Below are 26,326 nucleotides of genomic sequence, written 5' to 3' on the forward strand. Positions count from 1 at the left end.
AATCCAAATGCTGAACGTATCTTCGGTCCTGATCAGCCTGGCGCCGATGTGGGCCATTTTGCTGGTTGCGTCGTCCGCCGCGGCCTATCTCGTGTTCTGGCGCAAGGTCATCAAGTAAGCGTGACGCGCTGAACGATCTATCTGACTGCCGTTACCGGCACATTCGAGATTCGCACGAGCCGGCCCATCACGCTGTCGCGGAAAATCGACAGCAACTGATGAAACACGTCGTGCCGCGGCGCGACGACGACGATTTCGTCGCAACCCGTTTCGGCCGCAACGGCCGCGATCGTGTCGGCAACCGGGCCGACCTTCTTCACGATGCTGTACTGGACACCGGCTTCCCGCAGCACTCGCTCGGCCGCCGCCAGATCGGCGCATGCGAACTTGTCCTCGATCGAGCGCAGTCGCGACAGCGGGTGAAACGCCTCGAGCCGCGTTGCTTCGAGCGGCGGCTGGACGTTGATCAGCACGATTTCCGACGCGCAGTGCTCGCGATAAAGGAAGGTAGCGTGGCGGACCGCCTGCAGGGAGCGAGGCGAATGACCGACCGGAACCAGCAGCTTGAGCATGGAAAATGCTCCGTAGTCGAGATGTTCCCAGCGTAGTGCGCCGCCGGCTCGCGTGCCCTAAAGATATCGGGCGGCTGCGTAAAAATCTCGTCAACGTCCGTCGCCGCGTGTTGCGCCTATTAGAAATATAAGAAATTTAAGTTTATGCGCATAAACGTTTACACCGATCGGCCGGGGGCGGCAGCCCGACGTCGGCTGCCGTGCGGCGTACCGCGCGGATTTAGTCGAATCCTCGATGAATCGCGGCGGAAAATATCGGAGGTCGGCCATCCGGGCTCGCGTAGAGTAGAGCATCGACCGCGGCGCGGCCGTTCCCCGGCGCCTTCCTGGCCATTCGGGATGGACCGCCGCCACCACGCGGCCCGCCATTCCATTCCGATTCCAGGAGACTTCGCATGCCGCACGGCGCCCCGCAGCTTCTCGCCCCCGCATCCATCACCGTCGATCCGATCGTGGCCCTGTCGGCCGGCGAACTCGCGTCGGCGATCCGCGGCAAGGAGGTTTCCTGCGTCGAGACGATGCGCGCATATCTCGATCACATCGAGCGCGTGAACGGCGCCGTGAACGCGCTGGTGTCGCTGCGCGATCGCGCGACGCTGCTCGCCGAGGCAGCGGAAAAGGATGCCGCGCTTGCGCGCGGCGAATATCACGGCTGGCTGCACGGGATGCCGCAGGCGCCGAAGGACCTCGCGATGACCAAAGGGCTGCGCACGACCTACGGCTCGCCGATCTTCCGCGATAACGTGCCGCAGGCCGATTCGGTCGGTGTCGGCCGAATGCGGGCGGCGGGCGCGATCTTCATCGGCAAGACCAACACGCCGGAGTTCGGACTCGGTTCGCATACGTTCAACGAAGTTCACGGCGCGACGCGCAATCCGTACGATCTGACGAAAAGTGCGGGCGGCAGCAGCGGCGGCACGGCCGCCGCGCTCGCGTCGCGCATGCTGCCCGTCGCGGACGGCAGCGATTTCGGCGGCTCGCTGCGCAATCCGGCCGCGTTCTGCAACATCTACGGGTTCCGTCCGTCGCAGGGCCGCGTGCCGCGCTGGCCGGGCGTCGACGTGTTCATGCAGCAGCTCGGCATCGAAGGGCCGATGGGGCGCACCGTCGGCGACGTCGCGCGCTTGCTCGCGATCCAGGCCGGCTACGACCCGAACGATCCGCTGTCGCTCGCGGAGGATCCTGCCGTCTTCGCGGGGCCGCTCGACAAGGACCTGCGCGGCGAGCGCATCGCGTGGGTCGGCGACTGGAACGGCTACCTCGCGACCGAGCCCGGTGTGCTCGCGCAGTGCGAAAAGGGCCTCGCGACGCTGCGCGAGATCGGCTGCGACGTCGATGCGGCGCTGCCGGCGTTCGCGCCCGAGCGGATCTGGCGCCTGTGGCTCGCGCATCGGCATCTGCTGTCGGGCGGCGGGTTGCTCGCGCACTATCGCGACCCCGCGCGGCGCGCGCTGCTCAAGCCCGAGGCGATCTACGAGGTCGAAGGGCTGCTCGCGATGCAGGGCGCCGCCGTGTTCGACGCGAGCATCGAGCGCACCGCGTGGCACCAGGCCGTGCTGAGCTTCTTCGACCGTTACGACTTCATCGCGGCGCCGACCGCGCAGGTGTTCCCGTTCGACGTCGACCAGCGCTGGCCGAAGGAAATCGCGGGCCGCGCGATGGATACCTACCACCGCTGGATGGAGACGGTCGTGCCGTGGACGCTGGCCGGCTGCCCTGTGATCAGCGTACCGGTCGGCTTCAACGATGCCGGATTGCCGATGGGCATGCAACTGATCGGCCGGCCGCGCGCGGATCTCGCGGTGCTGCAGCTCGCGCGCGGCTACGAGCAGGCCGCCGACTGGGTCGGGCAGCGTCGGCCGGCGTGGATGGCTGCGTGATGCGTGATCCGGCGTCGACCGCGGACGCGCGGGACAAGCGATATTGATGCGCAACACGAACGAATCCGCGCGCATGCCCGACATCGCGCGAAAAACGCGGACGAATGCGCACGCCGAGCCGGCACGGCGGCGGAAATGCAAGCCGCCGCGGCGCCCGATTTCGTTTCGATGTGTTTCAGTCGTTGCGGCGGCGCGCGGCGCGCTTCGACAATATCGGCCTCAACCATTCGGGCACGAGGCAAACAAATGAAGCAGATTCGCGCGACGGGCAAGCACCTGGCATCGGCAGGCATCGCATTCGGCATCCTGCTGGGGGCGAACGGCGCCGCGCATGCGCAGCTCGACCTGCAGTCGATCGGCTCGGCGCTGCTCGGCGGCGGGCAACAACAGGCCGCACCCACGCAGGGCGGTGTCGCGCAGCTGATGCAGGCGTATGTCGGCGCGAACCAGCAGGTGCTGGCCGGCCAGTCGTCGCTCGCGTCGGCGATGGGCCTTACCGGCGCGGCCGGGCAGGCGCAGCAGGCCGCCAGCCTGCTCGGCGGCGGCAACGCGTTGACGCCGGCCGCGCTGTCGCAGATGGGCGGCGCGCAGCAGTCGGTGTCGCAGGCGCTCGGCCAGGCGTTCGCAAGCGGTGGCGCGACGCACGGCCCGATCGACAAGCAGGCGTTCAGCAACGGCCTCGCGTCGCTCGGCCAAGGCCTCACGCAGTATTCGCAGCTGCAGTCGGGGCTCGGCAATCTCGGTTCGACCAGCGCCGCGTCGCTGCTGCAGTCGGGCCTGAATCCGCAGAACATGCAGGCGGCGTCGTATATCGCGCAGAGCGCGCCGGGCCAGTTGCAGTCGCTCGCGTCCACGCTCAGCCAGGCCGTGCAGTTCGCGACGAGCCAGGGCATTTCGGTACCGTCGGTCGCGTCGTCCGCGCTGAAGCTGCTGCCGTAACGCTGTCGCACGCCACGCCACGCCACGCCACGCCACGCGCCGCGGTGCCGGCGGCGCGCGGCGATCCGGGATGGCCCCGCGCACCATGGGGATTTCGCTCGATGTTATCGTTGCACGTCCCTCCGTTTCCGGTGCCGGTTCATGACTGACTCGTTCGACCTCCCGCGCTACTTCGCCCGCATTGGCTACGACGGCCCGGCCGAGCCGACGCTCGACGTGCTGCGCCGGCTGCATTTGCTGCACCCGCAGGCGATTCCGTTCGAAAACCTCAATCCGCTGACCGGCGCGCGCGTCGCGCTCGATCTGCCCGCGATCGTCGACAAGGTGATCGGGCATCGTCGCGGCGGCTACTGCTTCGAACTCAACAAGCTCTTCTACACGGCGCTCACGACGATCGGTTTTCGCGTGACGCCGCTGATCGCGCGCGTGCGCTGGATGCGGCCGCCCGAGATCGTCACCGCGCAGACGCACATGCTGCTGTGCATCGATCTCGACGGCGCGGCGTGGCTCGCGGACATCGGCTTCGGCAGCGCGACGCTGACCGCGCCGCTGCGGTTCGTGCCGGGCGAGCGGCAACTGACACCGCACGGCGCGTTTCGCGTCGTCGGTGCGCCGGTCGACGGCGAGTTCGACATGCAGTTCGAGATCCCCGACGGCTGGCAGACGACCTACCGCTTCTCGCTGAAGCCCGCCGAGTGGATCGATTACGAAGCCGCGAACTGGTTCACGTCGACGTATCCCGAATCGATCTTCGTGAACGACCTGATCGCCTGCCGCGTGCTGCCGGAGGGCCGCGCGGCGCTGTTCAACACCGTGCTGACGCTGCGCGACGCGGCGGGCGCAGGGCGCACCGTCACCTTCGACGATGCGGCCTCGTGGGGCGCGTGCCTGCGCGACACGATCGGCATCGACATGGCCGGCTTCGATGTCGACGCGCTGTTCGCGAGAGTGGCAGCGCGGGTGAATCCGGCATAGGCCCGTATCGAGCGGGGGGCGGCAGCGCGGCCGGGTGACGACATCCGCCGCGCCGCCGGTTCCGGTGTGCCGATTGACATTTGCCAGCGTGAGGACGCGATCATGACCGATCTCCAGCAGGACGCCCCCGACAGCACCGCCGCGCGCGTCGCGCTGTGGCGCGCGCTGCACGTCGAACTCGATGCGCCGCCGCACGTGCTCGCCGACGAAGTCGGCCTGCGCCTGCTCGAGCCGGCGCCCGGCTGGCAGCAGCGCGGCGACATGGATCCGCACTTCACGCGGCCGTTTCGCGCATCGATCGTCGCGCGGGCGCGCTTCATCGAGGATCTCGTCGTCGAGCAGGCCGCGCGCGGCGTGAGCCAGTATGTGATCCTCGGCGCGGGCCTCGACAGTTTCGTGCAGCGCCGGCCCGAGATGGCGTCGCGTCTGACGGTCTTCGAGGTGGATCCGCCCGGGCCGCAGGCGTGGAAGCGCCGCCGGCTGACCGAGCTCGGCTTTGGCGTGCCGGACTGGCTGCGGTTCGTACCGGTCGATTTCGAGGCGAAGCAGTCTTGGCGCGACGCGCTCGTGCGCGCGGGCTTTGATCGGGCCAAGCCGGCGGTCGTCGTGTCCACCGGCGTCAGCATGTACCTGACGCACGATGCGAACGTGGCGGCATTGCGCGAAGTCGCGTCGCTCGCGCCGGGTTCGACGTTCGCGATGACGTTCCTGCTGCCGCTCGAGCTCGCGGATCCGGACGTGCGTCCAGGGCTGGAAATGGCCGCGAAAGGCGCGCGAGCGAGCGGCACGCCGTTCATCAGCTTCTTCACGCCGGCGGAGATCCGCGCGCTCGCGACGCAGGCAGGCTTCGCGCGGGCCGAGCACGTGTCGGCCGAGGAGCTTGCACGGCGCTACTTCGCCGATCGTACGGACGGCCTGCGCCCGCCGGGCAACGCGGAGGAGTTGCTGGTCGCGACGGTGTGATCCCGGCGCGACCCGCGGCGACCGTCACGCGCGTTCGAGCACGGCCATCTCGCGCACGACCACGAGCAGCACCGCGAGGCTTGCGCCGCCCGACGCGCGCAGGTCGGCGAGCAGATGCTCGTAGCGCTGCAGCGCCGCTTCGCGCCGTTCGCGCCACGCATGGACGATCGTCTCGGGCGCCGTCGAATCGGCCGATTCCGCGAGCGCGCTGGTGGCGAGCGTGCGCTTGAGGCGCGCGACTTCCGCGAGCGCGGCCGCGCGCGCCAGCATGTCCCAGTGCGTCGGCGTCGGCAGCGTGGCCGCGCGTTCGCCGATCCAACCGTAGTTCAGCAGCGTGCCGAGCGAGAAGTAGACGCCCGCGACCAGTTCGAGGCTGCGCTCGCAGGTCGCGGCCACTTCCGCGATGTCGAGCAGCGCGGCGGAAATCTCGCCGCTCGCGACGCGCACCGCGAGCGCGCTGTCGACGCCGGCCTCGACCAGCACGCGCTGTCGCTCGGACAGCGCCGCCAGATCGTCGGCCGGCAGCAGCGACGGCAGCTGCGGCGCAATGCGCTGCACCGCGTCGCGGCAGCGCGCGATCAAGCCGGCGACGCCGTCGGCTGCCGTGCCCGACTGCAACTGCCGCAAGAACCATAGCGCCGCACGCTCCAAGAGCCGCGCGACGTCGACGAACATGCGCGCCTGCACGTCGTCGGCGACGCGGTTGTCGAGCGCGTCGATGTCGCGCCATACCGCATCGAGATCGAACACGTCGCGCGCCATGATGCAGGCGCGCACGATGTCGCCCGGCTTCGCGTCGGTTTCCTCCATCAGCCGGTGCACGAACGCGCAGCCGACCCGGTTGACGAGCGCGTTGGTCAGGTGCGTCGCAAGGATCTCGCGGCGCAGCGGGTGACGATGCATCGGTTCGCTGAAGCGCTGTTGCAGCGGCTTCGGGAAATAGTCGACGAGCATCGCGGCGACGAGCGGATCCTCGGGCACGTCGGACTCGAGCAGCGCGTCGTACAGCCACATCTTGCTGTACGCGAGCAGCACCGCGCGCTCCGGCGACGTGAGGCCCTGTTTCGCGGCCTGCCGCTCGGCGATTTCGTCGTCGGTGGGCAGGAACTCGATCACGCGGTTCAAGCGGCCCGCGCGTTCGAGCCAGCGCATCAGGCGCGCTTCGGCGTCGAGCAGCTCGACGCCGTAGCGGCCGGCGATCGACAGCGCCTGCGTCTGGTAGTAGTTGTCGCGCAGCACGAGCAGCCCGACTTCATCGGTCATTTCCGCGAGCAGCGCGTTGCGCTGCTTCTCGGTCATCTCGCCGTCGCCGACGACGAGCCCGAGCAGGATCTTGATGTTGACTTCGTGGTCCGAACAATCGACGCCCGCCGAGTTGTCGATCGCATCGGTGTTGATGCGCCCGCCGCGTTGTGCGAACTCGATGCGGCCGAACTGCGTGAAGCCGAGGTTGCCGCCTTCGCCGACCACCTTGCAGCGCAGGTCCGCGCCGTTCACGCGTACCGCGTCGTTCGCGCGATCGCCGACCTGCTGGTGCGTTTCGTGCGTCGCCTTCACGTAGGTGCCGATGCCGCCGTTGTACAGCAGATCGACCGGCGCCTGCAGGATCGCGCGGATCAGCTCGGTCGGCGGCAGTGCGTGTGCGTCGATGCCGAGCGCGGCCTGCACGGCCGGCGACAGCGGGATCGTCTTCGCGGTGCGCGGGTAGACGCCGCCGCCCGCCGAAATCACGGATGTGTCGTAGTCGGCCCAGCTCGAGCGTTCGAGCGCGAACATCCGCTGGCGCTCCGCGAAACTCTTCGCCGCATCGGGGTTCGGGTCGAGGAACACGTGCCGGTGATCGAACGCCGCGACGAGGCGGATATGCGGCGACAGCAGCATTCCGTTGCCGAACACGTCGCCCGACATGTCGCCGACACCGACCACCGTGAAGTCGGTCGTCTGCGTGTCGATGCCCATCTCGCGGAAGTGCCGCTTCACCGACTCCCAGGCGCCGCGCGCGGTGATCGCCATCTTCTTGTGGTCGTAGCCGACCGAGCCGCCGGATGCGAACGCGTCGTCGAGCCAGAAGCCATATTCGTGCGAGATCGCGTTCGCGTAATCGGAGAAGGTGGCCGTGCCCTTGTCGGCCGCGACGACGAGATACGGATCGTCCGGGTCGTGCCGCACCACGTCGGGCGGCGGCACGATCGCGTTGCCGGCGAGATTGTCGGTCAGGTCGAGCAGGCCGCGCAGGAATGTCTGGTAGCACGCGACCCCCTCGCGCAGCCACGCTTCGCGATCGCTCGGCGGCGGCGGGTTCTTCACGACGAAGCCGCCTTTCGAGCCGACCGGCACGATCACGACGTTCTTCACCATCTGCGCCTTCATCAGCCCGAGTACCTCGGTGCGGAAATCCTCGCGACGGTCCGACCAGCGCAGCCCGCCGCGCGCGACGCGCCCGCCGCGCAGGTGCACGCCCTCGACGCGCGGCGAATACACCCAGATCTCGAACATCGGCTTCGGTTCGGGCAGGCCCGGTACTTTCGCCGGATTGAACTTGAACGACAGATACGGCTTCGATTCGCCGTTCGCGTCGTGCAGGAAATAGTTGGTGCGCACGGTCGCGTTGATCACGCCGAGGAACTGGCGCAGGATCCGGTCCTCGTCGAGGTTCGGCACCTGGTCGAGCGCCGTCTCGATCGCCTTCAGCAGGTGTTCGACCCGCACGTCGCGCGTGCCGCCGGTGGCCGGGTCGAAGCGCAGCAGGAACAGTTCGACGAGCTGCCGTGCGATCGCCGGGTTGCCCGTCAGCGCGCGCTCGATGTATGCGTCGCTGAACGTCGAGCCGACCTGCCGCAGGTATTTCGCATACGCGCGCAGGATCGTGACCTCGCGCGCGCTCAGATGCGCGCGCAACACGAGGCGGTTGAAGTCGTCGTTCTCGATCCGGCCGCTCCAGATCCGGTCGAACGCGTCCTCGAACAGGCCCTTCACGCGCTCGATGTCGAATTCGGTATCGTCCGCGAGTTCGAGGCCGAAGTCGTGCACCCACGCATGCGCGCCGTCCTGCGTCTGGATCCGGTAAGGCCGCTCCTCGTCGACGCGCACGCCGAGATGCTCGAGCATCGGCAGGCTGCGCGACAGCGCGATCGGGTCGCCCGCGCGGTACACCTTGAAGCGGAATGCGCGCGCGTCGGCCTCGATCGGGCGGTACAGGTTCATCGCGAGCTGGCCCGATTCCTTCACGCGCTCGATCAACTCGATGTCGCGCACGGCCGTGCGCGCCGGGTAGTCGTCGCGATAGCCGGCGGGGAACGAGTCCGCATAGCGCTGCAGCAGGCGGTTGCCCTGTTCTTCTCCGAAGGCGTCGAGCAGCGCGTCCGCGAGATCGTCCTGCCAGCGGCGCGCGACCTGCACGAGCCGCGTTTCGAGCTCGCGCGTGTCGACGTCGGGCATCGTGCCCGGTTCGGCATGGACGACGAAATGAATCCGCGCGATCGCCGATTCCGACAGCAGCGGCGTGAACTCGACGTTTACGCCGTTGTACGCGTCGACGAGCAGCTTCGCGATGCGTCGCCGCAGGTCGGTGTTGTACTTGTCGCGCGGCACGAACGCGAGGCACGACACGAAGCGGTCGAAGCGGTCGCGCCGCACGAACAGGCGCGTGCGCTGGTGTTCCTGCAGGCGCAGGATGCCGAGCGCGATGTCGTAGAGCTGGTCTTCGTCGGCCTGGAACAGTTCGTCGCGCGGATAGGTTTCGAGCACCGTCACCAGCGACTTGCCGAGATGCCCCTTCGGCAGGAAGCCCGCACGCTTCACGATGTTCGCGCATTTTCGGCGCACGATCGGAATATCGTTGTACGAACCGAAATAAGCCGTCGACGTGTACAGCCCGATGAAGCGGCGTTCGCCGGTCACCTTGCCGTCGGCGCCGACGAGCTTGACGCCGACGTAGTCGAGATAGCCGGGACGGTGCACGGTCGCGCGCGAGTTCGCCTTGGTCAGGAAGATCGGCCAGGGGCCGGTGATGATCTCGGCGGCGGCCGGCGGCAGCGGTGTCACGTCGGGCGCGCCAGGCGCGCGCAGCGATTCGCGCAGCAGGCCGCAGCCGGAGCCTTCGACGCCTCGCAGGCCGAAGCCCGTGCCGTCCGACACGAGCGCGTAGTCGCGCTGGCCGAGGAACGTGAAGTGATCGGCGACCATCCACTCGAGGAACGCGCGCGCCTCGATGTCTTCCGCGGTGGATTCGCGGGCCTTCATGTCCTTGATCGTCGCGCGCGCGATGTCGACGATCTTCGGCCAGTCCTCGACCGATGCGCGGACGTCGCCGAGCACGCGTGCGATGTCGTCGCGCAGTGTGTCGAGCAGCGCGGCGTCGCCGCAGCGATCGACTTCGAAATGAATGAACGACGCGAGCTGCGACTGGCCGTCGCCGGGCGTCGCGCCACCGGCATCGACGCGTTCGATTCCGCCGTTGCCGCCGCGCCAGATGCGGAACACCGGGTGCAGCGCGGAGTGCAGCGCGAGTCCGAGGCGATTGACGGCCATTGTGACCGAGTCGACCAGGAACGGCATGTCGTCGTTGACGATCTCGATCACCGTGTGATCCGAGTGCCAGCCGTGCTGTTCGAGAATCGGGTTGTAGACGCGCAGCCGTTCGCTGCCGGGCACGAATTTCTGGGCGGTCTGCCAGTGCGCCATCGCGGCGCCGTAGAGGTCGGCGATGCTGCGATTCTGCAGATCGTCGGCGTCGACGAAATCGTAATAATGACGCAGGAACGGTTCGACGATCCGGAACGTGGCTTCGGGCAGGCGTCCGCGCGCGAATTCGACGACATCGGAGAGCAGGTGTGCGACGACTTCCTCGTTCTTCGCTTCCATGGCGGTCTCCTCGTCGGGTGGCCATCGGCTGCTGCGTCTGTGCCGCATTATATGCGCCGATTGCGTGACAACGCGATGTGCGAGCGCACAACGCGTAGCGAGGAAGGGAAGCCGCGTGCAACGCCGGCGCTGGGCGTTGCACGGGGGCGTCAGGCCAGGTCCGGCGGTTTCAGCTCGGGGTGTCGCGCGTAGAGCGGATTCATGAAGTCGATCAGCATCGTGGTCAGCAGTTGCGATACGAATTCGCGATAGGCGACGAATTCCGACTCCGGACACGATGCCTTGACTTCCAGCAGGGAGCGATCCAGGTCGGCTCCCATTTGCAAGATCATGTCGTTGAGAACACTTGCGATTTGCTTGTCTGAGATCACTTGTTCGCCCTTTTAGCATCCCGCCAACGCATTGCAGCTGTTGACGCAGTTCCAGAACTTGAATCCGAAGTTGCCGGTGGGCAAAGTCATTGCCGAGCATTTTGCTCTGCACATTGCTCGCCATTGCGCACAGGCCGACGTGTGTCGGGGTTCCGGTGTCGTGTCGAGTGCGCGCGCACTGGCCACGGGACCGAGGAAAATGAAGTTCGCTGACTCTCGTTTCGTCGTATAGACGACAGCCAGGTCGTCCGAAAATACTAACTCGGCGTCAATTGCTTGCTGACCTGTCATCTGACAAGTCGTCGTTGCCGGTCATGTCGTCACGCGATAGACATGCTCCCGACTGGAAGATTTCATCTTTCCGGTCAGCCGGCATTTGCCGATATTGATGGAAACGTCCACGAGGTTTGGGGCGATCTGCAGTTGCATCGCGGTACCCGAAACCACCGTGGACCACTTTCCCGGACGGATCTCTTCTTGAACCTTGTGGCGAGACCGGTAGGGCTTTGCGACAAAGCTCGTGGTGTCGCCGTCGATGCTCAGCATCACACCGATCGATTGACTGCTCGTCTCCTGAATTCCGATCGTGATGTCGGACGAAATCGACGTCCCCGGAATATACTCGGTGCCGGTTGGACCGTTTCGTTGATCGTAGACGATGTACCCTGAAATATTGTTCTTGTTTCCGTAGACGATTAGAAAACGTTCTTGGGATACCTTGACGATTTTGTAGTCTGTACCGTTTTCGACCGCTTCCCATATCCGCACGGCAAGCGAAGGAGTTGGTCTGACGGATTCAATTGCCAACGAGCTTCCGAAGCCGGTGCTCGAGAAGGAAATCAAAGAAAACAGCAGCGCAGCAAAATAGCCTTTGAGTGTCGTGATTTTCATGGCGTTGGCCTGCAATGATGGGTTGAAGATCGGCTCGGTCTTGATTGCCGGATTTCATTGCTGGCGCCGCCGCTGGGGCGATTGGCTGGCTGGAGTGTTTCGGATGCTGATTTATTGAATTTGATTGGTTATGCAGATTGATATACGGAAAATCGGAAGATGCCTGTGCCAACGAAAGCTAATTGCCGCGAGACTGATTGTCAACGCCAATATATCGAGATAGCGGCGGAATTCGACATGTGCGAATTGCAGGCCTCCTTTTTCGACGTGAAAAAGGAGGCATTCGAGTAGCGGGAGTTCAAGCGCAACACACCCGCAGATCGAGCGGCACTATTCAGCGCTCGTCGCTCCACAGCTTGCCCGCCGTCGCCCAGTTTTCCTTCTTCACGTCGGCGAGAATGATGTCGACCGAGCCCGGGTCGCACCCGAGCGTCTCGCACGTGACGCGCGTGATCGCCTCGACGAACGCACGCTTCTGCTCGACCGTGCGGCCTTCGAACAACTGGATATTGAATGTCGGCATGACTGGATACTCCGATGGTGGGTTGAACGATTCGTCGGGAGAGTGTCGAGGGCGGGCGTTCAGTCGCGATACGACGGGTCGATCCGGTCGAGGCGGCGCAGCAGCGCCGGCCATTCCAGTTCGCCCTCGATCGCGCCGCCGTCGCGCAACTGCGCCGCGGTGCGCGTGGCGACGGCCGGTTCCGGCAACACGAGCGGCCCGCCGCCTGCCTGCGCGCGGATCTGGATGTCGCAGGCCTTGATCAGCGTATCCATCAAGACATACGCCTCGGCGACGGTCCGGCCGACCGTCAGCGTGCCGTGATTGCGCAACAGCATCGCGGATTTCGCGCCGAGGCTGGCGGTCAGCCGCGCGCCTTCGGCCGGCGAGAACGCGAGCGCCTCGTAGTCGTGATACGCGAGATCGCCGTGAAACCGCAGCGCGTGCTGCGACGCGGGCAGCAGCCCGTCGCGCTGGATCGACACGGCGATGCCGGCCGTATTGTGCAGATGCATCACGCAGACGGCGTCCGGCCGTGCCGCATGCACGGCCGCGTGGAGCGCGAAGCCGGTCACGTTGACTGCGTGCTCGCCGTCGCCGATCCGGTTGCCGGCCAGGTCGATCTTCACGAGATTCGATGCGCGTACCTCGTCGAACGCAAGGCCGAACGGGTTGATCAGGAAATGCCCGGGTTCGCCCGGCACCGTCGCGGACAGATGGGTGTAGATCAGGTCGTCCCAGCCGTTCAGCGCGACGAGGCGATAGGCGGCGGCGAGATCGACACGCACCCGGCGCTCGGCGTCCGAGATCGGCCCGCCGGGCTTCACGGTGTCAGGACGGTGTGCGAATGACGACATCGGGTTCTCCGAGGGTGAAGCGGCGCGCGACGATCACCGTGATCCACGACGCGACAGCGAACGGGGCCGTGAACGCAGGCAGGTCCGCGCGCGTCGCGAGCCACTGGATCAGCGCGGCGAGTGCGGCGGCGGCGAACGCCGCGCGCGGCCCGCGCGGCATCAGCGCGAGCGCGGCAAGCGCGCCGTTGATGCCGAGCAGGCCATCCGCGAACGACGTGCCGTTCGCGCCGGACGCGACGAGCAGCACGGTCGACACGATCGCGCCGCCGAGCGCGAATGCGGCCGCGCGGCGCGACGCGACGGCGAGGCCGGCGACGATCAGCATGCCAGCCCACGGGCCTTGCGCAAAGGTGGTCTGTGCGAGGCCCGACAACAGCGCATCGGCGACGGCAGGCAGCGTAAGCGGCGCAGTCGTCGCCGCATCGCTCGGATGCTGCGAAGCAACAAACGGCAGCCACAGCGCGGTGACGACGAGGCACGGGCTCGAATACGGGCACTGGCGCCAGCGGGCGAGCGGCACACGCATCGCGCGCTGCACGAGCGCCGCGCCGATCGAGACCACCGGCACGAGCGCGATGGCGGCGAGCGACGAAGGCGCGAACAGCACGGCGATCAGCGCGGCGAGCGCGCCGTTGAAGCCGTGCAGCCCTTGTTCGATGTCGCGGGGCTCGCTGCCCGTGAGCACGGCGACCATGCTGGCGGCGGCCGAGCCGACCAGCGCCGCGGATGCGAGCCGCAGGTCGGTCAGCGCCAGCGCGGCGAGCAACAGCGCGCCGGTGACTGCATTCGCCTGCAGCACCATTTGCCCGACGCCGCGCAGCAGGGTGCGCAGGTCGATCGACGGCGAGGCAGGGCGGGCGACAGGCATGGCGGCGGTGGGACAGGAGGAGCCGCGAGCATAGGACACAATGCCGTGCACCGGAATAGGGAATTCTGGATAGTCAGGATTTGTGGTGGATGCCCCGAATTGGGGAATGGCGATGCCGGGGGCTGCATTGGCGGTGTCGCGACACATTGCCGGTGTCGGTGGGCGGGTTCGTGGCACTGGCCGGTTCTCGCGGCCGTTTGCGTCGCCGAGCGGAATTCGTGCGACGATGACCGACATCGAATCGATCGGGAGGCGAAAGCATGCGCGAGGTGCGTTGGGCGTCGCTGGAGGGCGACGGCGTCGAACATCTGACATTCGACCGGAGCGCCGGCGGCATCGTCGTCGAAAGCGCGGTGGTCGGCCAGCGCTACGGCCGCGCCTACGGGCTCGCGTATCGCGTCGAATGCGATTCCCGCTGGCGCGTGACGTACGCGGTGCTCAAGGTGATGGGCGGCGGCACGCTGGCGTTGCAGGGCGACGGCGCCGGGCATTGGCGCGACGGTTCGGGCCGCGCGCTGCCGGAACTGGACGGTTGTGTCGACATCGACATCGCGGCGACGCCGTTCACGAATTCGCTGCCGATCGGCCGCCTCGGTCTCGCACGCGGCGAGCGGCGGCCGATCGACGTCGCATACGTTTCGACGCCCGACCTGAAGGTGACGCCGGTCAAGCAGGCGTATACGTGCATCGAGCCGGGCCGGCGCTACCGCTACGAAGGCATTTTCCGAAACTTCACGGCGGAAATGGACATCGACGCCGACGGGCTCGTGATCGACTACGAGACGCTGTTCAGGCGCCTGCCGGCATTGCGCTGAACCGTCGCCGCTTGCGTCGCTGCCGCCGGTGCTGCCGCGACCGCCGGCCTTTCATGCGCGGCCGCGAACCGGTCGATTCGGGCCGCGATCAGCTCCGGATTGCGCATCACGATCCAGTGCGCGCCGTCGATTTCCTCGCGCACGTGCTCGCCGAGCCAGCGATCGAGGTCGACCGACATCTCGGGCGTGACGTAGCGGTCGCGCACCGGCACGAGGATCTGCACCGGCGCCTGCGCATATCGCTCGCGCGGCTTTCTCGCCCGCGCGAGGAAGTTCGCGCGGTAAAGCTGCAACCCGTTCAGCGCGTTCTTCAACTGCGCGGGATCGCGCTCCGGCCGCACGCGCTCGGTCAGTTGCAGCCAGCGCGGCCACAGCGCGGCGCCGCCGAGGCGCCAGACCAGCGACGGCACGACTGGCAGGTGGAAGAACGCGATGTACCACGACTTCAGGCTTTGCTTGAGCCGCATCTTCGCGCGGAACACGTGGTCGAGGCACGGGCCCGAGATCGACGTGAACGACGCGATCCGGCCGCGAAACGCGGGATCGGTCACGGCCTCCCAGCACTGGATCGATCCCCAGTCGTGACCGACCAGATGGAACGGCCGGCCGCCGCACGTCGCGTCGGCCACCGCCTTCAGGTCCTCCGCGAGCCGCGCGAGCGCGTAGTCCGCGCGGCGGCGCGGCGCATCGGATGCGCCTGCGCCCCGCACGTCGTACGCGATCACGCGATAGCGCTTCGCGAGCCGAGCACGGACCGGCGCCCACACGGCCGCCGAATCGGGATAACCGTGCACGAGGATCAGCGGCGGCGCGCGCCGCGGTCCGCTGACGTAGACGGCGAGCTTCACGTCGCCGGAGCGGACGGTCAGCATCTCGTGTGTGCGCGCCATGACGTCATGCCTGCGCAACCGGATGCAGCGGCACGCGGCGCGGGGCGGCCTGCGCGGCATGGCGCGCGTTGGTCGCGTCGATGTTCGCGAGCAGCGTGTCGAGCCCCTGCAGGTACTGATGGTTGTCGTGGTCCCACGGATGGAAGCCGGGGCGGAAGTAGTCGAGCCATTCGCGCGCGATGCTCGGGAATACGCCGTGCTTCGGGCTGTACAGGTACTTGACGAGGCGCCACATGCCGCCGAACCTGCCGTGCTCGCGACGGTGCGCGAGCATCAGGCGAACGTGGAAGTCGAACACGATCGCCCAGAACAACACCGTCGTCGTCAGCATCGTGCCCGTGCGCAGCAGGTAGCTGCCGAGGCCCGGCTTCATCACGGCGTTCCATACGTCGTACGACACGGCCTTGTGCTCGGTTTCCTCCATCGCGTGCCACATCCACATCTGCTGATAGCCTTCGACCGATCCGTCGATCCGGTGTTCGTGGCCCGACAGCAGCTGGTTCGCGAGGATCGCCGTGTAGTGTTCGAGCGCGATCGTGATCGCGAGCTGCATCGAATGCGGCAGCACCTTCTTGAAGAAGCCGAGGATCGCCCACAGCCGCTTGTCGAGCTTGTGCGCGGGCAGGCCGGACGACTGCAGCAGGTCGTTGTACTCGATGTGCTCGCGCGTGTGCATCGCTTCCTGGCCGATGAAGCCGAGCACCTGCTTCTTCAGTTCGGGATCCTCGATGCGGTCGCGGTAGTTGCGCACCGAATCCATGAAGAAGCGCTCGCCGGCCGGGAACAGCAGCGACAGCGCGTTCATGAAGTGCGTGACGGGCACGCCCTGGACGTGCCAGTCCTTCGCGCGTTCGGGCGGCAGCGCGAAACGGATGTCGCGCCGTACCGGCATCATGTGCGGGGTCGTCATGATTGTTCTCCTCCCTGATTGCCTGCGTTGTTGTAGGTGGCGTGAAGCGGCGCGGCCGCCGGCGCGCCGTAGCGCGACGCCGCGCGGCGGGCCTTCGCGGCCTCGCGGCGCGTCGCGAGCACGACGAGCGCCTGGTATGCGGCCGGCAGCGTACGCGCCATCCAGTCCGCCGCTTTCGCGTCGCGGCCGATCAGCACGCGGCGCTTGTTCTTGCGCACGCCGGCGAGGATCGTGCGCGCGGCGTCGTCGGCGGTCGTGATGAAGAACTTCTCGAAGCTGTCCTTGCCTTGCTGCTCGCTCTCGACGATGAAGCCGACCATGTTCTTCGCGACGCGGCTCGATTGCGCGATGTTGGTGCGGATGCCGCCCGGATGCACGCAGGTGGCGGACACGCCGCACTTCATCATGTCGAGTTCCTGCCGCAGCGATTCGGTGAAGCCGCGCACCGCGAACTTGGTCGCGTTGTAGCCGCTCATCCCCGGCTGCGAGAAGATCCCGAAGATGCTCGACGTGTTGATCACGTGACCGTCGCCCGATGCCTTCAGGTGCGGCAGGAACGCCTTCGTGCCATGCACGACGCCCCAGAAGTTGATGTTCACGATCCACTCGAGATCGCTGTACTCCATGCCTTCGATCGTGCTCGACAGCGCGACGCCCGCGTTGTTGAAGATCAGGTTGACCTTGCCGTGTTCCTTCGCGGTGTCGTCGGCCCACGCGAACATCGCGTCGCGGTCGCCGACGTCGAGCACGCGCGTCGACACGCGCACGTTCGGCGCGATGGCCCGCACGATCCGCTCGGTTTCGGCGAGGCCGACGCCGTTCTTGTCCGCGAGCGACACGTGGCAGCCCGCCTGCGCGAGCTGAACGGCGAGCGAGCGGCCCATGCCCGAGCCCGCGCCCGTGATCGCGGCAACCTTGTTGGAGAAATCTCTCATGTCGGTGGCTCCTTGTCTGACTCAGGCCGCTTCGGCGGAAGTGGAAGCGGAAGCGGCGGGCGCGGCGACGGGCCGCGCGGTCGTGTCGTGGCTCGGCGCGCGATACGCGTGGTAATCGGCGATCGAGAAGTGCGCGGTCGCCTGGCGGAAGCGCCACGTGAAGCCGGGCCACAGGGTCGTGTTTTTGCCGGTGCGCGGATCGAGGTACCAGCTCTTGCAGCCTCCCGTCGACCAGATCGCCTTCTTCAGCTTGCCCTGCAGGTCGCTGTTGTACTGCGCCTCGACGAGCGGGCGCACCTCGATCGCATCGGCGCGTTCGCGGCGCATCGCGTTCAGCGCGCCGAGGATGTATTCGATCTGCGACTCGATCATGAACACCATCGAGTTGTGACCGAGGCCGGTGTTCGGGCCGACGATCATGAAGAAGTTCGGGTAGCCCGGCAGCGTCGTGCCGAGATACGCGTGCGCGCCGTCGCGCCAGGCATCGACGATGTCGAGGCCGCCGCGGCCGATGATCGCGCCGCGCGGATACGGATCGGCGACCTGGAAGCCCGTGCCGTAGATCAGGCAGTCGACCTCATGACGCTTGCCGTCGGTCGTCACGACCGCGTCGGCTTCGATATGGTCGATGCCGGTCGTGATCACGTCGACGTTCTTGCGCGACAGCGCCGGGTAGTAGTCGTTCGAGATCAGCACGCGCTTGCAGCCGAGCGTGTAGTTCGGCGTGACGGCCTTGCGCAGTTCCGGATCGGGAATCTGCTTGCGGATATGGCGCAGCGCGAGCTTCTGCACGTTCTTCATCAGCGACGGATGGATCGCGAAGCCGAGCACGCGCGATTCGAGCATCCAGTAGATGCCGCTGCGCACGATTTTCTGCGTGAACGGCAGCGTGCGGAACAGCCATTTCTCGAGGCCGGTCAGGTTGCGATCGGGCTTCGGCATGATCCACGGCGGCGTGCGCTGGAACAGCGCGAGTTCCTTCACGCGCGGGGCAATCTGCGGCACGAACTGGATCGCGCTCGCGCCGGTGCCGATCACCGCGACGCGCTTGCCTTCGAGCGCGTAGTCGTGATCCCACTGCTGCGAATGGAACGCGTGGCCCTTGAAGTCCTCCACACCGGGAATCGCCGGCAGCGCGGCGCGCGACAGCCCGCCCATCCCCGACACCAGCACGCGCGCCGACAGCCGTTTGCCGTTCGCGAACGTGAGGCGCCAGCGTTGCGCGGCTTCGTCGTATTCCGCGCGCTGCAATTCGTGGTTCAGGCGCAGGTGCGGGCCGACGCCGAAGCGCTGCACGCAATCTTCCAGATACGCGCGGATCTCCGGCTGCGGCGCGAACATGCGCGTCCAGCGCGGGTTCGGCGCGAACGAGAACGAATAGACGTGCGATTGCACGTCGCACGCACACCCGGGGTAATGGTTGTCGCGCCACGTGCCGCCGACCGACGCGGCCTTCTCGAGAACGACGAAGTCGGTCACGCCGGTCTGCCGCAGGCGAATGGCCATCCCGAGACCGGCGAAGCCGGTGCCGATGATAGCGATGTCGATGGTTTCGTCCGGGCCGTCATGGCCGGGCGGGCCGAAAGGCAACGTGCGAGCATTCATCCGGGTGTCTCCGATCTGGCTCATTTTTGAATGTTACATTGTGTGATGTAACGATAGTGGGTGAACCCGGAAACCGCAAGAGGCTAGAAGCGGCGCTCTAAGGGCCGGAAGCCGCGCGGGGAAAGGCTGAGCGAGGTTTGGAACGGGTCGGTTTCCGCATTGCGGAATGCGCGGAAACGGCCGCCGGCAGGGCGGGAGCGGCGGCGGAGGAGGCCACCGGCGCGCGGCGGCCTGTTTGAAACACTATCGGGGCCGGATCGTCCGGGCAGCCGTCTCATGGAAAACCCCGGCGACGATCGTGACCTGCGCGAGCGCGTAGAGGCCCCAGATCAGATAGTCGATGCCGGGAAAGCCGCCGAGGAACCGCCCGACGCCGATCAGCGTGTCGGAGCCGACGAAGATCAGGCTGCCGATGGCGACCAGCGGGCCGCGCGTGCGTGCGGCGAGCGCGAAGCTTGCCATCGCGCACAGCACGAGCATGTAGATGGCGACCGGCGCGAGCAGCTCGCCGAGGTGCGGGAGGAATGCGGCGTAGAACGCCGGCGCGGCGATCCACAGGCCGATCAGCGCGAGGATGCGCCAGCCGTGCGGCCGCGCGCGCCAGCGCACGAAGATCGCGCTGTAGCACAGGTGTGTCAGCAGGAACGCGCCGAGCCCGAGGACGAACGACAGCGGCCAGTCCGGCAGCGCGAGCAGCACGTCGCCGAGCACGGCCGTGGCGAGCGCCGCGCATAGCCATGCCCGTTCGCGCGGTGCCGCGCAGGTGCCGCCGGCCGCGAGCAGCAGGATGCCCATCGCGGCTTTCGCGACGGCCTGGCCGGGATAGGGCGCGGCCGCGAGCGACAGCCCGTACAGCAGCGCGGCGGCGACCGCGAGCGGCCAGAGCCGGCGATAGGTGGCTGGGAGGGTAGCGATCAAGGCGGGTGTCTCCGGATTGTTGTCGTCTGCGATGGACGGCGCGCTGTCGTGAGCGCGGCTGCAGGCCATTATCCGGAAGAACGGGTGGGGGAAAACCGGGGAATCCTTCTAGCGCATGGTTCCGGCCGCACATCCCGCGTGCGGGTCGACGTGTTCGCGGCGCTAGAGGGATGCGGCGATGCACGTAGCCGGCGTGCGCATACGGCGGCGGTGGAACGAGAAAAGCGGACGGGGAGGGTACCCCGGCCGCCTTGCTCGAACGAGCGCCCGCCGCGCGTTACTTGGCCGCGAGCGCGCTCGCGACGCGCTTGTCGCTCCACGCGTTGTCCGCGACGCTCAGCTTTTGCGGAATCAGCTTCGCCGCATAAAAGGCATCGGCCACGCCTTGCTGAACCGCGACGATCTTCTCGTCGACCGGCACCGCGCCGAACGGCACGCGCTTGAGCCACGTTTCGACGAGCGGCAGCGGCAGGCCGACCTTCGGCGCGATCAGCGCGGCCGTCTCGGCCGGATGCCCATTGACCCACAGGCCCGTTTCGCGCAATTGCTTCAGGATCGTGCCGACCACGTCGGGATGCTGCTCCGCGAAGTCGCGCGTTGCCTCGTAGAAGTTGTTCGCGGGCGTGAGGCCCGTGTAGTCGGACAGCGTGCGGATCTTCAGCGAATTCTGGGCGGCCGCGTAGTACGGATCCCAGACGGCCCACGCGTCGACGTTGCCGCTCTCGAACGCGGCGCGCGCGTCGGCGGGCGGCAGGTACACGGGGCGGATCTCGTCGTAGCCCACGCCGGCCTTTTTCAGCGCCTCGAGCAGCAGGTAGTTCGCGCTCGAGCCTTTCTGCAGCGCGACCTTCTTGCCGCGCAGGTCGGCGAGCGAGCGGACCGGCGAATCGGCTTTCACGAACACGGCTTCATTGTGCGGCGACGGCGGTTCCGCGCCGACGTACACGAAGCGCACGCCGGCCGCCTGCGCGAACACCGGCGGCGGCGCGCCCGTGTAGCCGAAGTCGATGCTGTTCGCATTCAGCGCTTCGAGCAATTGCGGGCCGGCCGGGAATTCGAACCACCGGACGTCGTAGCCGAGCGGCTTGAGCCGCGCCTCGAGCGAGCCCTGCGTCTTGACGACGGACAGCAGGCCGGCCTTCTGGAAGCCGATGCGCACAACCTTGTCGGTGCTGCCCTGCGCGAGCGCGGCGGTGGCGGTGAGCGCGACGAGCGTCGTCGCGGCGGCGCGGGTGATCCAGCGGGTGAAACGAATCATCGAACGGACTCCATGCGAAACGTCTTCGGGGAGCGGCGCGTGCCGCTCGGGTGGAAGAATCGTCGCACGGGCGATCGGGCCCGCAAACGAAGCATTGCCGATATGAATATGACGCCGGCGCGCCTATGCTTTGTCGCCGTCGGCTTGCGGATCGGCCGTGCCGGCCTGCCGTGCCGCTTCGTCGCTCAGCTTCTTGTCGAGGATCGTCGCGACGCGGCCGCCGAGATAGGCGCTTGCCGCCGCCTCGAGCGCGCGGTTCGTCTCGCCTTCGACGAACACGGCCGCGAGCGGGCGCAGCCGCCAGATCGCGTCGACGAGCGCGGGCACGTCGTTGACCGGCGGCAGCGTGCCCGCGTCGTAACGGTCGAGCCGCTTCACGACGAGATCGACGAGCAGCCGCGCGATCGCGTCGAAGTGCGGCCGCGCGAGGCTGATCACGTCGAGCAGCTCGCGCGGCGGGATGCCTTCCTTCGTCATCGCGGCCGCTGCCTCGAGCAGCGCGGGGCTTTTCGCGACGAACGACAGGCCGCGCCGTTCGAGCAGGCCGAGTTCGGTCACGCGCGACAGTTGCGATGCCGTCTGCGGGCCGAACATCTGCGCGAGCGCGGCGAGCGAATAGGTTTTCGGCAGTTCGTGCGACCAGCGGCCGCCGATCGCGTTTTCCAGGCCGAGGATCGAGCGCAGGTCGTGGCCTTCGTCGATCGCCTTGATCAGGTCCTGGATGTTCGACAGCGTATAGCCGCGCGCGAGCAGGTGGTTGATCAGCTTCAGGCGCGCGACGTGCGTGTCGTCGTAGATGCCGACGCGCCCGCGCTTCTCGGGCGGCGCGAGCAGGCCGCGATCCTGGTATGCGCGGACGTTGCGCACGGTCGTGTCGGACACGCGTGCGAGTTCGTCGACCGTGTACTCGTTGCGGGAATCCGCCGCGGCCTCGTCTGGCATGGTTGGAGTCTGTTTTGGCATGCGGCCATTCTAGCGCGACGCGACAGGCTCGGGCGAGGCGGGCAGCGTGCGTGCGCCGTCGCCGAGCGCGCGCTGCATCAGCGCGGTATCGATCCAGCGGCCGTGCTTGAAACCGACCGCCTTGAGCACGCCCGCCGGCTCGAAACCGAATGCGCTGTGCAGCGAAGTCGAGCCGCCGGTGCCGCCGTCGGCGATCACCGCGATCATCTGCCGCCACGGGCCGGCCTCGCAACGCGCGATCAGCGCCGCGAGGAGCGCGCGGCCGATGCCGCGGCCGCGCTGCGCGTCGTCGATGTAGATCGAATCCTCGATCGTGTGACGGTACGCCGTGCGTGTGCGATACGGCGTCGCGTACGCGTAGCCGGCGATGCGGCCGTCGCATTCGGCGACGAGATAAGGCAGCCCGTGGCGCAGCACCGCGTCGCGGCGGGCCCGCAGTTCGTCGACGTCGGGCGGCGTCTCTTCGAACGACGCGACGCTGTGGCGCACGTGGTGCGCGTAGATCGCGTGAATGGCGGCGAGATCGGCATCGGTCGCGTCGCGGACGACGACGCAGGCGGGGGCGGCGGACATGGTGGCGGAGCGATCGGACGAAACCGCTACTATGCCCGCCGCGACGCGGCGCCGTAAAGGCATGGATCGCGTCGCGCGCTCGGCAGGAGCCGGGGCCTACAAATGCCCGTCCGCTTCGCGAACCGCGTCGGCGATTGCGTCCGCGACGCGCTGCACGCGCGGCGAGCGCCGCACGTCCGGGTGGACGACGAGCCAGATCTCGCGCTCGACATCGCAACGAGGCACGGACGTCAACTCGACGAGCGCGGCGGCGCGCGGCAGCGACGGGTCGCTGGGAAGCGGCGGCGTGCCCGCGCCCGCGTCGGCATCCGTCGCCGACGTGTCGACGAGAAAGCGCGGCAGCAACGCGACGCCCGCGCCGGCCACGCACGCACGATGCAGCGCGGCCAGGTCGTTGGCGATGAACGCGAAGCGGCGCCCGGCCGCGAAGCGTTCGAGCCATTGCTGCTGCGGCATTTGCGCGAGCGCGTCGTCGTAGCCGAGAAATGCCCAGGTGTCGGGCGGCGCGGCGGCCCAGTCGGGGGACGCGCACAGCGCGAAGCGCATCGTGCCGAGCCGGCGCGCGGCCAGCCCCGGTTCGGTCGGTCGCGACAGGCGCACCGCGAGGTCCGCTTCGCGCGCGTACAGGTTGGCCGCCTGCATCTCGCCCATCAGGTCGATCCGCAGCGCGGGCCACGCACGCAGCGCGCGGGCGAGCCGCGGCGCGAGGAAGTGGCTCGCGAATACCGGCGACGCCGACACGCGCACGACGCCATCGAGCGCCGCCGCTCCCTGCGCGGCGCGCGCGAATGCATGCACGTCGGCTTCGACGCGGGCGGCATGCTCGGCGAGATGCAGGCCTTCGTCGGTCGGCGGCCAGCCGCGCGGCAGCCGGTCGAACAGCCGGATGCCGATTGCGGACTCCAGCGCATCGATGCGCCGGGCGACCGTCGAATGCTGGACCTGTAGCGCTCGCGCGGCGGCCGACAGGCTGCCGCCGCGCATCACTGCCAGGAAATAGGGCAGGTCGTCCCAATTCATCGGCGGCGCGGATGCTGGCAGCGGATCGGTCGAATTTTGCACAGTAATTGGGCGGAAAACGGGAATTCCGATCGATTATGCACGATGGGATGATCGTGTCACACCATTCGATTGCGAGGAACGTCATGACCCAAACTGCCACCGCCACCCGAATCGGCATCGACCGCTACGGCGACGCCGGCGTGCTGCGCCGCGTCGATGCGCCCGTCGCACCGCCCGGCGCCGGCGAGGTGCGGATTCGCCAGACCGCCGTCGGCGTGAACTTCGTCGACATCTATTTCAGGACCGGCGCGCATCCGTTGCCGGCACTGCCGGACGCGCTCGGTGTCGAGGCGGCCGGCGTGATCGATGCGGTCGGGGCCGGCGTGACGGGGCTGGTCCCGGGGCAGCGTGTCGCCTATGCGGGGCTGCCGACCGGCAGCTACGCGAGCGTGCGCACGCTGCCTGCCGAGCGCGTGGTGCCCGTGCCCGACGGCGTGAGCGACGACGCAGTCGCGGGCGGGCTACTGAAAGGCATTACCGTCTACATGCTGCTGCACCGCGTGCGTCAGGTGCATGCGGGCGACACCGTGCTCGTGCACGCGGCGGCGGGCGGTGTCGGATTGCTCGCGACGCAATGGGCGCGCGCGCTCGGCGCGCGGGTGATCGGCACGGTCGGTTCGGCCGCGAAGGCCGCCCTGGTGCGCGCGCGAGGCGCGGAGGCGGTGATCGACTATCGCGAGGCGGATTTCGTCGCGGCGGCCCGCGCATTCGGCGGCGGCGCGGGTGTCGACTATGCGATCGACGGAATCGGCGGCGACGTGCTCACGCGTACGCTCGGCGCGGTCCGGCCGTTCGGGATGGTCGCGAGCATCGGCCAGGTTGCCGCGATCGGCGCCCGGCAGACGTTCGACCTCGACGAACTGGGCCCGGCCCGCTCGATTGCGCTGGCGCGGCCGAGCGTGCTGGGCTTCATCGCGCGGGACGTGGCGGGGTACCGGGAGGCGGCGCGCGCGACGCTCGAACGGCTCGTGGGCGGGATGCACGTCGAAATCGGCGCGCGCGTGCCGCTCGAGCAGGCGGCCGACGCGCATCGTCTGCTGGAATCGCGACAGACGACGGGCGCGGTGGTGCTGGTGCCGTGACGGCGGACCGTGCATCGGGAGCGGCCGTTGCGCGGCGCCTGGCGGCGGGCAGGCGCCGCGATCACGGTGCCGCCGCCCGCTCGCCGATCAGTGATGCTTGCGCAGCGGCGTGCTCTCGACGAACCACGCAAGCACGAACGCGATCGCGATCACGCCGGCGGCCGCGAGATACACGACGTGCAGCGACCCGGCGAACGCATGCAGATACGCGTCGCGCACCGCATCGGGCAATTGGTGGACGGCCGCCGGGCCGAGCGCCGGGGGCAGCTCCGTGCCGGCCGGCAGCGCTTGCGTGAGCCGCGCCTGCAGCCCGTGCGAGAACAGCGCGCCGAACGCCGCGACGCCGAGCGAGCCGCCGATCGAGCGAAACAACGTCACGCCCGACGTCGCGACGCCCATGTGGCGGAATTCGACCGTGTTCTGCACGGCGAGCGTGAGCACCGGCATCACCATGCCGAGCCCGATCCCGAGCAGCGCCATGTACGCGTACATCGTCCGCAGCGGCGTGTCGAGCGACAGCGTCGACAGCAGTGCCATCGCGATGCCGCCGATCAGCGTCCCCGCGATCGGAAACGGCCGATACGTGCCGAACCGCGAGATCAGCCGCCCGCTCGCGACCGACATCGCCAGCATCCCGCCCATCATCGGCAGCAGCTGCATGCCGGCCTGCGACGGCGTCGAGCCCTTCACGACCTGCAGATAGAGCGGAATGAAGGTGACCGAACCGAACAGCGCGATGCCGACGACGAAGCCGATCAGGCTCATCAGCACGAAGGTGCGCTGGCGGAACAGGTCGAGCGGCATGATCGGCTCGGCCGCGAGCCGTTCCTCGTAGATGAAGCCGCCGACCGCGACCACGCCGAGCACCAGCGTCATCCACAGCTGCGGCGACGACCACGGCAGCAGCGAACCGCCTTCGCTCGTGAACAGGATCACGCACGTGAGGGCCGTCGCGAGGAACGCGGCGCCCATGTAGTCGATCCGGTGCTTCACGTGCGCCGTGTGCGGCCGGAACGCGATGCCGATCACCGCGAGCGCGACGAAACCGAGCGGCAGGTTGATCGTGAAGATCCAGCGCCACGACAGGTGTTCGACCAGGAAGCCGCCGAGCAGCGGCCCGATGATCGTCGCGAGGCCGTATACGCCGCCGAACATGCCCTGATAACGCGCGCGGCGGTCGGGCGGCACGAGGTCGCCGATCGCGGCCATCGTGACGACCATCAGCCCGCCGCCGCCGAGGCCTTGCAGCGCGCGCAGCACGATCAGTTGCGTCATGTCCTGCGCGACGCCGCACAGCGCGGAGCCCGCGAGAAACAGCACGATCGCGGCCTGCAGCACGATCTTGCGGCCGTACAGGTCGCCGAGCTTGCCGTACAGCGGCAGCACGACCGTCGACGACAGCAGGTACGCGGTGACGACCCACGACAGCTGGTCGAGGCCGCCGAGCTCGCCGACGATGGTCGGCAGCGCGGTCGACACGATCGTCTGGTCGAGCGCGGACAACAGCATGACCAGCAGCAGTGCGGCGACGATCAGCCCGGTCGGCGCGTCGCGGCGGGCCGCGTCGGCGGCCGGCGGGGTAACGAGGGTATCGGTTCTCATCGACATATCTGCCATGGCAGGAAACTGACCGA

Annotated in this window: 23 protein-coding genes; 6 read left to right on the top strand and 17 right to left on the bottom strand. The window is 67.9% G+C overall.

Translation table 11 applies throughout. The annotated features are described in order from the left end of the window. Positions 1 to 137: 137 nt before the first annotated feature. The gene (locus HW466_RS01065; RefSeq protein ID WP_151004328.1) at positions 138 to 572 is read right to left on the bottom strand and encodes a universal stress protein; all 435 of its coding nucleotides are present in this window, start codon (positions 570 to 572) and stop codon (positions 138 to 140) included. Positions 573 to 967: 395 nt separating this feature from the next. Here HW466_RS01065 and HW466_RS01070 point away from each other — a divergent pair, with 395 nt between their 5' ends. The 4 genes from HW466_RS01070 (at position 968) to HW466_RS01085 (ending at position 5,329) form a co-directional block, all read left to right on the top strand. Continuing rightward, a complete protein-coding gene (locus tag HW466_RS01070) occupies positions 968 to 2,452 on the top strand; it encodes an amidase (RefSeq protein ID WP_060022377.1) in 1,485 nt (494 codons plus the stop codon). 246 nt (positions 2,453 to 2,698) lie between these two features. After that, a complete protein-coding gene (locus HW466_RS01075; protein ID WP_059451087.1) occupies positions 2,699 to 3,391 on the top strand; it encodes a hypothetical protein in 693 nt (230 codons plus the stop codon). Between the two features lie 141 nt (positions 3,392 to 3,532). Further along, on the top strand, positions 3,533 to 4,366 hold the full coding sequence (locus HW466_RS01080) for an arylamine N-acetyltransferase family protein (protein WP_151006640.1): 834 nt from the start codon (positions 3,533 to 3,535) through the stop codon (positions 4,364 to 4,366). Positions 4,367 to 4,468: 102 nt separating this feature from the next. Continuing rightward, the gene (locus HW466_RS01085) at positions 4,469 to 5,329 is read left to right on the top strand and encodes a class I SAM-dependent methyltransferase (protein WP_151006639.1); all 861 of its coding nucleotides are present in this window, start codon (positions 4,469 to 4,471) and stop codon (positions 5,327 to 5,329) included. A gap of 24 nt (positions 5,330 to 5,353) precedes the next feature. On the opposite strand, the gene HW466_RS01090 is transcribed toward HW466_RS01085, so the two are convergent. From HW466_RS01090 to HW466_RS01115, 6 genes are all read right to left on the bottom strand, one after another. Beyond that, positions 5,354 to 10,192, bottom strand: coding sequence for an NAD-glutamate dehydrogenase (locus HW466_RS01090; RefSeq protein ID WP_059798582.1), 4,839 nt, complete (start codon positions 10,190 to 10,192; stop codon positions 5,354 to 5,356). A 149-nt stretch (positions 10,193 to 10,341) separates the two neighbouring features. Further along, positions 10,342 to 10,563 carry a hypothetical protein gene (locus tag HW466_RS01095; RefSeq protein WP_059507641.1) on the bottom strand — a complete coding sequence of 74 codons (222 nt, stop codon included), beginning with the start codon at positions 10,561 to 10,563 and terminating at the stop codon, positions 10,342 to 10,344. Between the two features lie 312 nt (positions 10,564 to 10,875). Next, entirely contained in the window at positions 10,876 to 11,454 is a 579-nt protein-coding gene (locus tag HW466_RS01100) for a hypothetical protein (protein WP_151005825.1), read from the bottom strand. A 334-nt stretch (positions 11,455 to 11,788) separates the two neighbouring features. Then, on the bottom strand, positions 11,789 to 11,977 hold the full coding sequence (locus HW466_RS01105) for a 4-oxalocrotonate tautomerase (protein WP_014898956.1): 189 nt from the start codon (positions 11,975 to 11,977) through the stop codon (positions 11,789 to 11,791). A 59-nt stretch (positions 11,978 to 12,036) separates the two neighbouring features. After that, positions 12,037 to 12,813: a class II aldolase/adducin family protein gene (locus HW466_RS01110; protein ID WP_151005823.1), complete on the bottom strand. Its 777-nt coding sequence runs from the start codon at positions 12,811 to 12,813 to the stop codon at positions 12,037 to 12,039. Next, positions 12,788 to 13,681, bottom strand: a complete 894-nt coding sequence (locus tag HW466_RS01115) for an urea transporter (RefSeq protein ID WP_174905478.1) — start codon at positions 13,679 to 13,681, stop codon at positions 12,788 to 12,790. The genes HW466_RS01110 and HW466_RS01115 overlap by 26 nt, the downstream gene beginning before the upstream one ends. A 260-nt stretch (positions 13,682 to 13,941) precedes the next feature. On the opposite strand from HW466_RS01115, the gene HW466_RS01120 reads away from it, so the two are divergent. Next, positions 13,942 to 14,496, top strand: a complete 555-nt coding sequence (locus HW466_RS01120) for a putative glycolipid-binding domain-containing protein (RefSeq protein ID WP_059792801.1) — start codon at positions 13,942 to 13,944, stop codon at positions 14,494 to 14,496. Here HW466_RS01120 and HW466_RS01125 read toward each other — a convergent pair. The 9 genes from HW466_RS01125 to HW466_RS01165 all read right to left on the bottom strand — a co-directional run bounded on the left by HW466_RS01125 (position 14,457) and on the right by HW466_RS01165 (position 23,568). Then, the gene (locus HW466_RS01125) at positions 14,457 to 15,386 is read right to left on the bottom strand and encodes an alpha/beta fold hydrolase (RefSeq protein WP_151005950.1); all 930 of its coding nucleotides are present in this window, start codon (positions 15,384 to 15,386) and stop codon (positions 14,457 to 14,459) included. The genes HW466_RS01120 and HW466_RS01125 overlap by 40 nt on opposite strands. A gap of 4 nt (positions 15,387 to 15,390) precedes the next feature. Further along, complete coding sequence (locus tag HW466_RS01130) at positions 15,391 to 16,296, bottom strand: metal-dependent hydrolase (protein ID WP_059507635.1); 906 nt, start codon at positions 16,294 to 16,296, stop codon at positions 15,391 to 15,393. After that, positions 16,293 to 17,231 carry an SDR family NAD(P)-dependent oxidoreductase gene (locus HW466_RS01135; RefSeq protein ID WP_059451097.1) on the bottom strand — a complete coding sequence of 313 codons (939 nt, stop codon included), beginning with the start codon at positions 17,229 to 17,231 and terminating at the stop codon, positions 16,293 to 16,295. Before HW466_RS01135 ends, HW466_RS01130 begins: the two co-directional genes overlap by 4 nt. 21 nt (positions 17,232 to 17,252) lie before the next feature. Continuing rightward, a complete protein-coding gene (locus HW466_RS01140; protein ID WP_151005952.1) occupies positions 17,253 to 18,836 on the bottom strand; it encodes a flavin-containing monooxygenase in 1,584 nt (527 codons plus the stop codon). Positions 18,837 to 19,079: 243 nt separating this feature from the next. After that, positions 19,080 to 19,754, bottom strand: a complete 675-nt coding sequence (locus HW466_RS01145; protein ID WP_059793089.1) for a lysoplasmalogenase — start codon at positions 19,752 to 19,754, stop codon at positions 19,080 to 19,082. Between the two features lie 277 nt (positions 19,755 to 20,031). Next, complete coding sequence (locus HW466_RS01150) at positions 20,032 to 21,012, bottom strand: sulfonate ABC transporter substrate-binding protein (protein ID WP_151006554.1); 981 nt, start codon at positions 21,010 to 21,012, stop codon at positions 20,032 to 20,034. Positions 21,013 to 21,135: 123 nt separating this feature from the next. Beyond that, entirely contained in the window at positions 21,136 to 21,975 is an 840-nt protein-coding gene (locus HW466_RS01155) for a MerR family transcriptional regulator (RefSeq protein WP_059507632.1), read from the bottom strand. Between the two features lie 9 nt (positions 21,976 to 21,984). Continuing rightward, entirely contained in the window at positions 21,985 to 22,548 is a 564-nt protein-coding gene (locus HW466_RS01160) for a GNAT family N-acetyltransferase (RefSeq protein ID WP_059451101.1), read from the bottom strand. A gap of 96 nt (positions 22,549 to 22,644) precedes the next feature. Next, a complete protein-coding gene (locus HW466_RS01165) occupies positions 22,645 to 23,568 on the bottom strand; it encodes a LysR family transcriptional regulator (protein WP_174905479.1) in 924 nt (307 codons plus the stop codon). 125 nt (positions 23,569 to 23,693) lie between these two features. Here HW466_RS01165 and HW466_RS01170 point away from each other — a divergent pair, with 125 nt between their 5' ends. Beyond that, positions 23,694 to 24,692 carry a quinone oxidoreductase family protein gene (locus HW466_RS01170; RefSeq protein ID WP_174905480.1) on the top strand — a complete coding sequence of 333 codons (999 nt, stop codon included), beginning with the start codon at positions 23,694 to 23,696 and terminating at the stop codon, positions 24,690 to 24,692. Positions 24,693 to 24,779: 87 nt separating this feature from the next. On the opposite strand, the gene HW466_RS01175 is transcribed toward HW466_RS01170, so the two are convergent. Next, entirely contained in the window at positions 24,780 to 26,294 is a 1,515-nt protein-coding gene (locus HW466_RS01175) for an MDR family MFS transporter (protein WP_060118303.1), read from the bottom strand. Positions 26,295 to 26,326 lie beyond the last annotated feature (32 nt).

It is taken from the genome of Burkholderia territorii (genome assembly GCF_902833055.1).
GTDB lineage: Bacteria > Pseudomonadota > Gammaproteobacteria > Burkholderiales > Burkholderiaceae > Burkholderia > Burkholderia territorii.